The organism is Pseudomonas sp. PMCC200344, from assembly GCF_030053095.1.
Classification (GTDB): Bacteria; Pseudomonadota; Gammaproteobacteria; order Pseudomonadales; family Pseudomonadaceae; genus Aquipseudomonas; species Aquipseudomonas svalbardensis.
This window is the reverse complement of record NZ_CP125618.1, coordinates 793,489-807,306: the sequence shown is the minus strand read 5'-3', so window position 1 is coordinate 807,306 and position 13,818 is coordinate 793,489. Positions and strand designations below refer to the sequence as shown.

The 13,818-nt window shown below is 57.6% G+C and carries 4 protein-coding genes and 2 rRNA genes; 1 reads left to right on the top strand and 5 read right to left on the bottom strand.

Features of this window, described 5'->3' with window-relative positions:
• Nucleotides 1-55 precede the first annotated feature (55 nt).
• Nucleotides 56-1,003, top strand: a complete 948-nt coding sequence (locus tag QFW87_RS03530) for a LysR family transcriptional regulator (protein ID WP_282374820.1) — start codon at nucleotides 56-58, stop codon at nucleotides 1,001-1,003.
• A 98-nt stretch (nucleotides 1,004-1,101) separates the two neighbouring features.
• On the opposite strand, the gene recD is transcribed toward QFW87_RS03530, so the two are convergent.
• The 5 genes from recD to QFW87_RS03505 form a co-directional block, all read right to left on the bottom strand.
• Nucleotides 1,102-3,210, bottom strand: a complete 2,109-nt coding sequence (recD, locus tag QFW87_RS03525) for an exodeoxyribonuclease V subunit alpha (RefSeq protein ID WP_283189825.1) — start codon at nucleotides 3,208-3,210, stop codon at nucleotides 1,102-1,104.
• Nucleotides 3,207-6,893, bottom strand: a complete 3,687-nt coding sequence (recB, locus tag QFW87_RS03520) for an exodeoxyribonuclease V subunit beta (RefSeq protein ID WP_283189824.1) — start codon at nucleotides 6,891-6,893, stop codon at nucleotides 3,207-3,209. The genes recD and recB overlap by 4 nt, the downstream gene beginning before the upstream one ends.
• Nucleotides 6,890-10,342 carry an exodeoxyribonuclease V subunit gamma gene (recC, locus tag QFW87_RS03515; protein WP_283189823.1) on the bottom strand — a complete coding sequence of 1,151 codons (3,453 nt, stop codon included), beginning with the start codon at nucleotides 10,340-10,342 and terminating at the stop codon, nucleotides 6,890-6,892. The genes recB and recC overlap by 4 nt, the downstream gene beginning before the upstream one ends.
• Before the next feature lie 156 nt (nucleotides 10,343-10,498).
• A 5S ribosomal RNA gene (gene rrf, locus QFW87_RS03510) occupies nucleotides 10,499-10,614 on the bottom strand.
• 167 nt (nucleotides 10,615-10,781) lie between these two features.
• Nucleotides 10,782-13,673: ribosomal RNA gene (locus QFW87_RS03505) — 23S ribosomal RNA — on the bottom strand.
• Nucleotides 13,674-13,818: the final 145 nt, after the last annotated feature.

Sequence of the window (13,818 nt, the reverse complement as noted above, 5' to 3'; positions counted from 1 at the left end):
TTGGAGTATAGATGTGCAAACTTCTAATAAGAACGCACATAAAAGCCGGTCCATCATGCAAAAAAACATCACGTCTCTAGGCTCGTTGAACTGGGATGACCTCAAGTTTTTCCTTGAAGTCGCCCGCACCCGCAAGGCCAGCACCGCGGCGAAGCGCCTGGCGGTCGACTACACCACCGTGTCGCGGCGCATCAGCTCTCTGGAAGCGGCGTTGGGAACTTTGCTGTTCGAGAAATCCCGGACCAGCGGTTTTGTCCTGACCGCCGAAGGCCAGCGGTTGCTGGGTTACGCCGAGTCGATTGAAAGCACACTGCACATGGCCTGCGAGCAGGTTTCAGGCTCTGGCGTGGCGTTGTCCGGGCATGTGCGCATGGGCTGCACCGAAGGCTTCGGCAGCTTTTTCATCACCCCGCAGCTGAGCCATTTCGTCGATGCCTACCCGGCGATCTCGGTGGACATCCTGCCGCTGCCGCACTTCATCAGCCTGTCCAAGCGCGAGGCGGACATCGTCATCGCGCTGGAGCGTCCGGAGCATGGTCCGTACGTCTGCTGCAAACTCTGCGACTACCGATTGCAGCTGTACGCGACGCAGGATTATCTGGACAAGCACCCACCGATCCGCCGCCCGGCTGACTTGGGTAAACATTCATTCATTAGTTATGTCGACGATCTGGCGTTCAGTTCGGAGCTGTTGTACCTGGCCAATGTGTTGCCCGGCGCCAGCGCCAACCTGCGCAGTACCAGCGTGATCGCGCAATTCGTGGCCGCGCAGCAAGGGCGGTCGCTGGCAATTCTGCCGTGCTTCCTGGCGGCCCAGGATCCGCGATTGCTGCCGGTGTTGCCAGAGGAAATCAACATCACTCGACAGTTTTGGATGTACTGCCGCGAGGACCTGCGCAAGCTCAAGCGGATTACCCTGTTGTGGGATTACATCCGCGCGGTCACTGAACAGAATCAGGGTCTGTTGATGGGTGAAAGTCGGGAGACTCTGTTCGCCGATTAGTCGGCGCTCACCACGATCGACACCCGGCGGTTCTCGGTACGGCCGGCCGGCGTGTCGTTGGAGGTAACCGGCTCACTGCTGCCGAGGCGCCGCCCCTTTCAACCCCTTGATTCAACACCCTCATCTAATTCCAGCATCAACCCACTCAAACGCTTGACCTTGCGCCGCACCGCCTCTTCAAATACGCCGGGACGAGGCTCGATCAGGGTGAACCAGTTTTTCGCCCGGGTAATCCCGGTATAGATCAGTTCCTTGGTGAGTACTGGATTCAGGGCATCCGGCAGAATCAACGCCGTATGGGCAAATTCCGAGCCCTGGGATTTGTGCACCGTCATGGCGTACACGGTTTCGACATCATTGAGCCGGCTCGGCAGAACAAACCGTACGCCGCCCTGACCATCATTTCTCGGGAACGCTACACGCAGCACCTGCTTCCCAACCTCTGGCCCCTCGCGTTCCGGCAGCTTAAGGGCAATGCCGATGTCGCCGTTCATCAAACCCAGACCATAGTCGTTGCGGGTCATCAGCACTGGCCTACCTTCGTACCACTGCTGGTCGCTGTCGATCAGCCGAGCCTTGAGCAGCGCGGCGGTCACTCGTTGATTCAAACCTTCAACGCCCCACGGCCCTTTGCGTACGGCGCACAACAACTGGAAGGCATCGAAGGCTTGCAACACCTGCCGGGCCCAATCGGTCCAGCAGGGATCATCAAGCGTGCTGTCGAGCGGTGGCCGCAGGCTGCGCAAGAGACTCAGGTAATGGCGATAACCCTGCGGTCCATCGCCATGCCCCTCAAGCAGCAAGCGTTCCAACGCCCGGTCCTGTTCCCCCTTGAGGGACAGGGAAAACACGTCGTCATGGCTTAGCGCTGCCAACAACTTGCGGGCTTCCTCGGGTTGCTGCTGGTTGACCCAACGAGCCAGTTGGCCGATGCCGCTGCCCTCGCCGAACCGACGTGAATGACGCAGCATCACAACTTGCTGGGCCAGCGGATGAGTCCCTTGGGTGTCTTCCTGCAAACCGCTGGCATCCAGGTTTTCACCACTGACCGCTTCCAGCCATAGGCGAGTCTGTGGGCTGTACCAACCAGCCTCGGCGTCGCGGCACAGGTCGCCCAGCACGGCGCCAGCCTCCACCGATGCCAGTTGGTCCTTGTCCCCGAGCAGCACCAGACGGGCATGGGCCGGCAACGCATCGAGCAGGTTGGCCATCATCTCCAAATCGATCATCGAGGCTTCGTCCACCACCAAGACATCCAGCGGCAAGCGATTACCGGCGTGGTGACGGAAGTGTCGAGTACCGGGACGACTGCCGAGCAGACGGTGCACGGTGGTGACGTCTGACGGGATCTTCACTCGTACGGTTTCATCGACTTCCAGAGTCCTGACCTGCTGACTGATGGACTCCGTCAGCCGGGCTGCAGCCTTGCCGGTGGGTGCCGCGAGACGAATACGCAACGGCTTGCCCGCCTCCACCGCCGGTGCCTGGAGCAACGCCAGCAAACGCACGACCGTCGTCGTCTTGCCGGTCCCCGGCCCACCCGTAACGATGCTGAAAGCGCTGCGGGTTGCGAGGGCACAGGCGAGTTTCTGCCAGTCAATCACTTCGCCGGGCTTGGCTGGGCCGAACAAGCTGGTGAGGCGTTGGGACAAATCATCCGGCGTGGTTTCGTGTTCCACCAGGCGTTGGCGCAGCGAGTTGTCGATACGCCGTTCGTAAGCCCAGTAGCGACGCAAGTACAGGCGTTTGCCCGACAACACCAATGGCCGATGCTGCGCCGCCTCGCGACCGTCGACCGCCAAAGCGACCAGACTGCTGGAGGCCAGGACCTTGCACCAATGGGCACCGTCCAGCGCCTCAAGCAGTTGCGACGGCAACAACATCGCACCACTTTGCAGATCGCCTTCCGGTGGCAGCGACAGGGCGAAGTCCGGTTCCTTGAGCGTCTCGAACACATCCAGGCACACATGACCGTGACCCAGTTGATGACTGGCCAACGCAGCGGCCAGCAGCACCAGTGGATCATCGCCGGGAGCGAGCTCATGAAGAAAAGCAACGAAGGCTTTGTCCAGCGCTCGCAGCCAGCCGCGCTCAACCCAGCGCGTCAGCAACAACAGCAAGTCATCGGCGCGACTCAACGGCGCCAGATCCGCCAGGCTTTCGGCTGTCAACGAAGTGGGCAGCAAATCAGCGAAGGTGCGACTCATAGCAAAACTCCCTGTTCCCAGGCGGGTTCGGCCTTGGGTTCTGGCTTGCCCTGGAACAGCCGGTCCAGACGCTCGATCAGCTCTCTTGGAGGACGGGCAAAATACACACCCTGGCTGGAAGCGCGTGTACCGCGCAGGAACAGGTACAGCGCACCACCGACATGCCGGTCGTAATCGTAATCGGCAAGTCGCGCCTTGAGCTGGCGATGCAGGGCCAACAGGTAAAGCACGTATTGCAGGTCGTAACGGTTGTCGAGAATCGACTGCTCCATGGCCTGCTCGGTATAGGCCGCGTCATCGACGCCCAGCCAGTTGGATTTGTAGTCGGCGACGTAATAGCGGCCGTCGTGCTCGAACGTCAGGTCGATGAAGCCTTTGAACATGCCATTGAGCAACACCGGCTCGGCAGCCACCCGGGCCACGCCGTTGTGGGTGTATTGACGCACCAGTTCATCGAGCTTGAGCACATCGACCTTATGACTGGCGAACCAGAACTCCATCTCGACGCGGTATTGGGTGAGCCGCTCGAATACCACGGGGGCCTGCCCGCCGCCGATATGCAGCGGGGACGTAAGCAGATGCTGCAGCCAGTCGCTCAGGGCGGCTATCCAGCCCTCCCAACCACGGCGGTTGCAGCGACGGGCAATGGCGTCTTCCACCGCTTGCGGCGTGGCGGCAAAACCTTCGTCACCGGCCCATTCGAGCAAACCATGGAGAAAGGTGCCGGGGTTCGGCCCACGAGGGAATCGATGGATATCAGCGCCGCCGGCCACCACTTCTCGTGGTGCCTGGGGATCGAGGCGTTCGTCGTCGAAGAGCTTTTGCGCCTGCGGGCTCTCCGGCGCTTCATCAGTGCCCACGCTCATGCTGTCGCCAATGCGCAGGGCACTGTAGGAAGCAATCCACCAGTTTTCGCTGGCCTTGCGTTTGGGTATCAGCGGAGCAAGCAACGTCGCATCGTTGTGCGGCGGATGGTAGTGCTCGACGGTCGCTTCAGGCATTTCACCGTAGTTCAGCGCTGCACAATCCTGCTGCAGGTCTTCCAGCCAACGCTTCAAACCTGCCGACTCGGCCAACGGTGCTCCGCCGCCCAGCAGATAACCCAATGCTGACAGGTGCAGCACCGAGCTGTTGTTATTGCCGCGTTTGAGATCAGTCACTCCGAGCCAGCAGGCGTGTTGCGCCCGGGTCAGGGCTACGTAAAGCAAGCGCAGATCCTCGGCAAGACGCTCATCATCCGCCTGAACTATCAACTCGGCCGTCGGCCTCAAGGTCACTTGGGCCTTGCCCGTGGCGTCGTGGTAATGCAGCGGCAGACGGCTGCCATCCACCGGTTTCGCCGAGCAAATGAACGGCAGGAACACCAAGGGATACTCAAGTCCCTTGGACTTGTGAATGGTCACGACTTTGACCAGTTGTTCGTCACTCTCCAGACGCAGGATTTGCTCTTCGCCGGCCTGACCGGACAACGCCAGATGCTCGGACAAATGGCGGATCAGCGCTTGCTCACCATCGAGTTCGGCGGCCGCCTGTTGCAGCAATTCGGACAGGTGCAGCAAATTGGTCAGCACCCGCTCGCCGTCACTGCGCATGATCAATGTCTGAGGCAGCTGGAAGTCATGCAGCAATCGCCGCAGCATGGGCAACACGCCCTGCTTGCGCCAGAGCTCGCGATAATGGCGGAACTGCATGACCCGCGCTTCCCAGGCCAGTTCGTCCTGATTGAGGCGTTCCAGTTCAGCCAGTGGCAGGTTCAGCGTGATGCAGGCCAACGCGGCTCGCAGCGGGCGTTCGACATCCGGCTCGGCACAGGCCTTGAGCCAGGTCAGCAGATCGTGGGCCTCTTGGGCGGCGAACACCGAGTCCTTGTCCGACAGATAGACACTGCGCACGCCACGTGTGGAGAGTTCGCCGCGCACAGCCTGGGCCTCTTTACCGTCGCGGACCAGGATCGCGATATCCGCTGGCAGCAGCCCTCTGAAGTCCTTGCCGTCCTGTATGAAACCCGCGCGACCTTGTTGCCCGTCGTTGAGCAAAGCGGTGATTTCACTGGCGCAGGCGGCGGCGAGTTGTTGTCGGTACGTCGCGCCGGACAGCGGCTGATCGGCGGACAGGTGCCAGATGTTGAGGGCGGGCACGACCTGGCCGTCGATGTGCAGAACGTCTTTGCGCCCTTGGGATTCGACGGGCAGGAACGGTACCGGGTTCTCACCGTTCTTTTCACGAAACAGGAACGCGCCTCGCCCGGTCTCGCGAGACTCGGCACGCTCGAACACATGGTTTACCGCACTGACCATGCCATGGCTGGAACGGAAATTCGTACCCAGAGTATGCAATCGGCCAGCGGTGGCCTGACGGGCGCGCAAGTAGGTGTAGATGTCGGCACCGCGGAATGCGTAGATCGCTTGTTTGGGGTCGCCGATCAGAAACAGACCGCATTCGGGATTGTTGTCTTCGATGCGATAGATGCTCTCGAAAATCCGGTACTGCACCGGGTCGGTGTCCTGGAACTCATCGATCAGTGCCACCGGAAACTGCTCACGAATCAGGGTCGCCAGCCGCTCACCACCATCAGACTGCAACGCTGCATCGAGGCGCAACAGCATGTCATCGAAGCCCATCTCCGCACGGCGACGCTTTTCTTCCTCGAACCGTGTACCGACCCACTGGGCGGCGTGTTGCAGCACGGCGGCATCAGGTGTCGGCAATCCATCGAGACTGGCCTTGAGGCCGGGCATGGCATCCAGTCCTGGATGACTGGGTACTTCGCCTTTCCAGGCTTCAGCCATACCCTCGGGAGTCAGGCGCGTGAATCCGGTGCCGATATCAAGTTGCTCAAGGGATTCGTCTTCAGACCAGGTCCTGATCTTTTCGAACCAGGGTTCGAAATAGCGTGCCTGCATTTTTCGACCATCGACACTTTTGCTCGCAACCCCCTGGTGACAGATGGCAAGCAATTCGTCCGCCCACTGGCGCCAGGGCATCTTGAGCTCGAGCAACGCAGCCCGTCGCTCTTGCAGACACTCCGAGATCAGCTCGGCAGGCTCTTTACCTTCAACACTGTCTCGCTCACTGGCGAACAAACCACGTACTCGTGGCAGCAATGCTGCTGGGCCGCCCCAATTACCGCGCACCCAGTTCAGCGCATCACCTTGCATCGGGTAACAAAACAGGCGCCAGTAATCGCGCAGAACTTCGCCCAGCAAATCGCTGTGATCGGTTTCCAGGGTCTGTGTAAACAGACTGCCACTGTCGAACGCGTGCTCGCGCAACATGCGCTGGCACCAACTGTGGATAGTCGAAACTGCCGCCTCGTCCATCCACTGCGCGGCGATGTCCAGGCGGTTCGCGCACCCGGACCATTGCTCGGGTAGATATTCGTTACGAAGTTCCGCGATGAGGCTATCGGGCGCCGGTGTTTCATCACGGAAAAACCGTGCAGCTTCAGCAAGACGCGTGCGGATACGTTCGCGCAATTCTTTGGTCGCGGCATCGGTGAACGTCACAACGAGGATTTGCGGCGGCAACAGTTCACGTCCGAAGCCGCTCGACTCTGCGCCGTGGCCAAGGACCAGGCGCAGATACAGCGCGGAAATGGTGAAGGTCTTGCCGGTCCCGGCGCTCGCTTCGATCAGTTGGCTACCGCGCAGGGGGAATGCCAAGGCCAGAGGTTTTGTGGTCATGCGCGCGCCTCCTCGCTGCTCAATGAACGCCAAGGCGCTTCAAGCAGCGGCCGGTACAACGCGTTGCACCAATCCGGGAACGTTTCGTCTGCGGTAAGCGAGCCGAAGTCGGCGAACTGCCGGGCGAGTGCCGGGCTTTCGCGACGCTCGCCGTCGGTGGTCAACCCATCACCTTCATAGGCCTTGCGGGCTGCGGCCTGGGCTTTGACCGGATCAGTTTGACCAAGCCAAGCGAAGCCGGTCTTCACTGCAATTGGCAGCGGTTGACACATGCCGGTTTGCCAAGCCATTAACAAGTCACCCAGTATCCGCAACGCTGCATCCTCCGCCATCGGACCGAGCAGCAGACTGTCGTCGCTGGCCACCAACGCGGTGGTCATCGCCATACCACTGGCGCAGGCAACCAGATGATTGACCCATGGCCGTGTCAGCCGATGCCATTTGCGCGACTTGATTGAACCGATACTGTTGGGGATTGTAGTGACCGATAGCAAACCACCGTCCGCACGTTGATGCAAGCCGCTGAGCCAACCTTCCAGGCGCAGCCCCTGCAACTCCAGATTCACTGGCAGAGCGTTGGTGAGCGGCGTTGGCCATAACGCCAAAAGCTGTTGGTAACGCTGCAACAGATCCGGCAACGGTTCGATCAACTCTCGCTGAAGGCATTCGCCGAATCCGGCCATAGGCAGAAGCCCACTGTTTTGCAGACGTTTTGCCTGCGCTTCCAGTATCTGATCGGTGCTATCCAGATGTCCCAGCGCCGCTTCGAGCAAGCTGTCGCTGAGGCTGTAACGTTGCAACGCATCGAGTACAAATGGCTCTTCATCAGCCAAGGGCACTTCAGCCGCCTCGAAATACACCTTCAGTCGCTGACTGAAGAAATGCCGCACAGGATTACGGAGAAAGTCCTGCAGTTGACCGAGACTCAGCGGCTCCTCCTGAACGTAGGGATCAAGGACCTCGATATCAGTCGACGGCTCACTGGTTTGATGCAGCACCTGCCATTCATTCGCGTAGCTGAACAAATCATCGCCTTCATGGAAGTAGCGGGCGCTGAACGGTTGCAGTGGATGCTCCTGAGTGATGGCATCAAGCAGATCTTCGTCGACGTCATGCAGTCGCCAACCGCTGGCCAGATGATCTCGCAATTGGCCAATCAGTACCGACGCAGGGCGTTCACTGTTATCGCGAATGCTGCGACCGACCCAGCTGATATAGAGTTGGTCACGTGCCGACAACAGGGCTTCCAACAGCAGATAACGGTCATCTTCACGTCGGGAGCGATCGCCAGGACGGTAATCACTGCCCATGAGGTCGAAGTCCAGTGGCGGCTGTGCACGCGGGTAGTCCCCGTCATTCATGCCCAGCAGGCAGACCAGTTTGAACGGGATCGCTCGCATGGGCATCAAGGTGCAGAAGTTAACCGCACCGGCCAGAAAACGCTGGGACAGACGGCCTTGGTCGAGACCGGCGAGCCAGGCTTCACGGACCACGGTCAACGGCAGCTCATCATGCAAGCCAACTGACTCGCACGTCTCAAGCCAGGTTTCACGCAGCTCTTCGAGTTGGGCCAACACGTAGTCGTCATGCTCGTTACTGGCCAGGAAAAACAACTGAACCAGCGCGTGCAATCGAAAGCCCCATTGTTTGGGAGCTGCGGGCTGAGTGAGTTCCTGGTGGGCAATCTCCAATGCATCCAGCAGTGCGACCAAAGGCCCAATGAGCGCGGCATCCAGACCACCGATCTCGTCGTAGGGTTCGATACCCTCGCAAGCACTGGCACTGCCCACGGCATAACCGAGCAGCATCCGTCGCAGGCCGAAACGCCAACTGTTTTGTTCCAGCTCCTCCGGTAGACCGAGACCCGCGCGCTGCTTGGCATTCATGCCCCAGCGGATGCCTGCGCCTTCGATCCAACGGTGCAGGGTCGGCAGATCACGTTCCTCTACACCGAAGCGAGCGCGTAGTGCAGGAACATCCAGTAGATCGAGGATCTCGCTCACGGGGAAACGGCTGTCGGGCAGTTTGAGCAGATGTTCGATAGCAATCAGTAACGGGTCACGACCACGCTGGCCTTGATCTGCGAGCGTGAAGGGAATGAAACGCGGATCGTGGCGTTCAAGCTGAGCAAATACCGCACGAATATGCGGTGCGTAGCTGTCGATGTCCGGGACCATCACGATCACATCGCGAGGCCTTAATTCCGGATCAGCACTGAAACGTGCAAGCAACTGGTCGTGGAGAATCTCCACTTCGCGCTGGGCGCTATGGGCAATGTGAAAACGGATCGACTCATCCTTTGCCGGATCGACAGCTGGCCAGCGTTCGCGAGTCTCGTTCAAGGGACGCAATTCAAGAATGTCGTCCTGCAATTGATTGAGCATGTTCTGTGGCTGGCTATCGCTGAACAGGTCGATACGGCCATCGCGGAATGCCGAGCGATAGCTGTTGGGATCGTCGTAGCTGTCGAGCAGATTGATATAGTCCCGCCCCTGCTTGCCCCACGCAGCCAGTAGTGGATGGGCATGCTGGTGAAGGGTTTGTGGGTCGAGCACAACCGGCATTCCGCTCTTGCGAGCCTGACGCTTGTATTGATGCCGCAACAGGTCTTTATCGGCGACGATGTCTGCCCAATGGTGACGACACGGGTTATGTACGCAAAGCAGAACCTGGCTGAACCGGGCCAGCCCCGCCAGTGCTTCCAGGGCTTGAGCGGGCAGTGAAGAAATCCCGAAAACGATTACCCGTGAAGGCAACCCGCTGGGGGCGACGTCGAGGCTGTTGATGCGTTCGATAAACCGTTGATGGACGCCGGCTCGGCTTTGCGCCATGCCCTGTTCACCCACATCCAGCAACAGCGCACGCCACAACTCTGCCTGCCAGCAGTTAGCCGGGGTCAGAGGTTTGGTTTCACCTCTACCATTTCGTAATTGATGGCGACCTTCTGCCCAGTCTTCAAGCCAGTCGGCCCTATACACCTGGTATTGGTCGAACAGATCCGCCAGTCGCTCCGCCAATTGATAGCGTTTACGTAAGTCTGTGTCATTCGTCAGGAAGCGCTGCAGGGGTTCGAAGTGCGGTTGGTTGATCAACTGCGGAAGCAGACGCATCAGACGCCAGGTCAAGGGAGCTTTATCGAGCAGGGATTTGACCGGGATTTCGTCACGTCCAAGCACCATGCGATAGAGCTGCCACATGAAGCTACCCGGTAACTGCACATCGATGGCGGCTGCGATTCCGCAGCCGCCCATGTCATCGTCTTCAGGGTCTTCTGCCAGTGCCAGCTTCAGCCATTGGGCGATGCCGTTGCTCTGAACCAGGGCAATTTCATTTTCCAAGGGAGCCAACGGGTAACGCCGCATCCAGCTGACCACCAGGCTGCGCAACTCGTCCAGGCGATTGCCGTGAACCACCATAAAACCAGCACTGAGGGACGTCGCGTCCGGCATAAAGGCTTCCTTGGGAAAATACAAAAGCTAGGGCCGAACCTTAGCATTGTCGGGAGACTGTGACAGCCGGGAGCCGTCCGGTAATGCTGTGCGAACTTTCCTGCGGCCAAAACAAAACCCCTACCTGCATACGCAGATAGGGGTTTTGGAATTTAATCTTGACGATGACCTACTCTCACATGGGGAAACCCCACACTACCATCGGCGATGCATCGTTTCACTGCTGAGTTCGGGATGGGATCAGGTGGTTCCAATGCTCTATGGTCGTCAAGAAATTCAGTAGCCAGGTCGTTCTCCTTGCGGATCACGCTCCAGCGAATGGGCAGGTGATAGATTTGTGTGTTGCGTTGCGAATTTTCGACTTGTGTCGTCTTCACACACCGCAATCTGGTGCTCTTTCGCTTTTTAGCTCGAAGTCAGCAAATTGCTTGGGTGTTATATGGTCAAGCCTCACGGGCAATTAGTATTGGTTAGCTCAACGCCTCACAGCGCTTACACACCCAACCTATCAACGTCGTAGTCTTCGACGGCCCTTCAGGGGACTCAAGGTCCCAGTGAGATCTCATCTTGAGGCTAGTTTCCCGCTTAGATGCTTTCAGCGGTTATCTATTCCGAACATAGCTACCCGGCAATGCCACTGGCGTGACAACCGGAACACCAGAGGTTCGTCCACTCCGGTCCTCTCGTACTAGGAGCAGCCCCTCTCAAATCTCAAACGTCCACGGCAGATAGGGACCGAACTGTCTCACGACGTTCTAAACCCAGCTCGCGTACCACTTTAAATGGCGAACAGCCATACCCTTGGGACCGGCTTCAGCCCCAGGATGTGATGAGCCGACATCGAGGTGCCAAACACCGCCGTCGATATGAACTCTTGGGCGGTATCAGCCTGTTATCCCCGGAGTACCTTTTATCCGTTGAGCGATGGCCCTTCCATACAGAACCACCGGATCACTAAGACCTACTTTCGTACCTGCTCGACGTGTCTGTCTCGCAGTCAAGCGCGCTTTTGCCTTTATACTCTACGACCGATTTCCGACCGGTCTGAGCGCACCTTCGTACTCCTCCGTTACTCTTTAGGAGGAGACCGCCCCAGTCAAACTACCCACCATACACTGTCCTCGATCCGGATAACGGACCTGAGTTAGAACCTCAAAGTTGCCAGGGTGGTATTTCAAGGTTGGCTCCACGCGAACTGGCGTCCACGCTTCAAAGCCTCCCACCTATCCTACACAAGCAAATTCAAAGTCCAGTGCAAAGCTATAGTAAAGGTTCACGGGGTCTTTCCGTCTAGCCGCGGATACACTGCATCTTCACAGCGATTTCAATTTCACTGAGTCTCGGGTGGAGACAGCGCCGCCATCGTTACGCCATTCGTGCAGGTCGGAACTTACCCGACAAGGAATTTCGCTACCTTAGGACCGTTATAGTTACGGCCGCCGTTTACCGGGGCTTCGATCAAGAGCTTCGCGTTAGCTAACCCCATCAATTAACCTTCCGGCACCGGGCAGGCGTCACACCCTATACGTCCACTTTCGTGTTTGCAGAGTGCTGTGTTTTTAATAAACAGTCGCAGCGGCCTGGTATCTTCGACCGGCATGGGCTTACGCAGTAAATGCTTCACCCTCACCGGCGCACCTTCTCCCGAAGTTACGGTGCCATTTTGCCTAGTTCCTTCACCCGAGTTCTCTCAAGCGCCTTGGTATTCTCTACCCAACCACCTGTGTCGGTTTGGGGTACGGTTCCTGGTTACCTGAAGCTTAGAAGCTTTTCTTGGAAGCATGGCATCAACCACTTCGTCACCCAAAGGGTAACTCGTCATCAGCTCTCGGCCTTAGAATCCCGGATTTACCTAAGATTCCAGCCTACCACCTTAAACTTGGACAACCAACGCCAAGCTGGCCTAGCCTTCTCCGTCCCTCCATCGCAATAACCAGAAGTACAGGAATATTAACCTGTTTTCCATCGACTACGCTTTTCAGCCTCGCCTTAGGGACCGACTAACCCTGCGTCGATTAACGTTGCGCAGGAAACCTTGGTCTTTCGGCGTGGGTGTTTTTCACACCCATTGTCGTTACTCATGTCAGCATTCGCACTTCTGATACCTCCAGCAAGCTTCTCAACTCACCTTCACAGGCTTACAGAACGCTCCTCTACCGCATCACCTAAGTGATACCCGTAGCTTCGGTGTATGGTTTGAGCCCCGTTACATCTTCCGCGCAGGCCGACTCGACTAGTGAGCTATTACGCTTTCTTTAAAGGGTGGCTGCTTCTAAGCCAACCTCCTAGCTGTCTAAGCCTTCCCACATCGTTTCCCACTTAACCATAACTTTGGGACCTTAGCTGACGGTCTGGGTTGTTTCCCTTTTCACGACGGACGTTAGCACCCGCCGTGTGTCTCCCATGCTCGGCACTTGTAGGTATTCGGAGTTTGCATCGGTTTGGTAAGTCGGGATGACCCCCTAGCCGAAACAGTGCTCTACCCCCTACAGTGATACATGAGGCGCTACCTAAATAGCTTTCGAGGAGAACCAGCTATCTCCGAGCTTGATTAGCCTTTCACTCCGATCCACAGGTCATCCGCTAACTTTTCAACGGTAGTCGGTTCGGTCCTCCAGTTAGTGTTACCCAACCTTCAACCTGCCCATGGATAGATCGCCCGGTTTCGGGTCTATTCCCAGCGACTAGACGCCCTATTAAGACTCGCTTTCGCTACGCCTCCCCTATTCGGTTAAGCTCGCCACTGAAAATAAGTCGCTGACCCATTATACAAAAGGTACGCAGTCACCCAACAAAGTGGGCTCCCACTGCTTGTACGCATACGGTTTCAGGATCTATTTCACTCCCCTCTCCGGGGTTCTTTTCGCCTTTCCCTCACGGTACTAGTTCACTATCGGTCAGTCAGTAGTATTTAGCCTTGGAGGATGGTCCCCCCATATTCAGACAAAGTTTCTCGTGCTCCGTCCTACTCGATTTCATGGCCAAGAGATTTTCGCGTACAGGGCTATCACCCACTATGGCCGCACTTTCCAGAGCGTTCCGCTAATCTCAAAGCCACTTAAGGGCTAGTCCCCGTTCGCTCGCCACTACTAAGGGAATCTCGGTTGATTTCTTTTCCTCAGGGTACTTAGATGTTTCAGTTCCCCTGGTTCGCCTCTTAAGCCTATGTATTCAGCTTAAGATAACCATCTTATGATGGCTGGGTTCCCCCATTCAGACATCTCCGGATCAAAGTCTGTTTGCCGACTCCCCGAAGCTTTTCGCAGGCTACCACGTCTTTCATCGCCTCTGACTGCCAAGGCATCCACCGTATGCGCTTCTTCACTTGACCATATAACCCCAAGCAATCTGGTTATACTGTGAAGACGACATTCGCCGAAAATTCGCAATTTAACTCACAAATTTTACCTTAGCCTGAGCCGTTACCAGTGAAAGTAACGTTCAGTCTATCTTTCTATCACATACCCAAATTTTTA

Coding starts and splice junctions, on each gene's coding strand:
- QFW87_RS03530 (WP_282374820.1), top strand. CDS start 56: ATGCAAAAAAACATCACGTCTCTAGGCTCGTTGAACTGGGATGACCTC.
- recD (WP_283189825.1), bottom strand. CDS start 3,210: ATGAGTCGCACCTTCGCTGATTTGCTGCCCACTTCGTTGACAGCCGAA.
- recB (WP_283189824.1), bottom strand. CDS start 6,893: ATGACCACAAAACCTCTGGCCTTGGCATTCCCCCTGCGCGGTAGCCAA.
- recC (WP_283189823.1), bottom strand. CDS start 10,342: ATGCCGGACGCGACGTCCCTCAGTGCTGGTTTTATGGTGGTTCACGGC.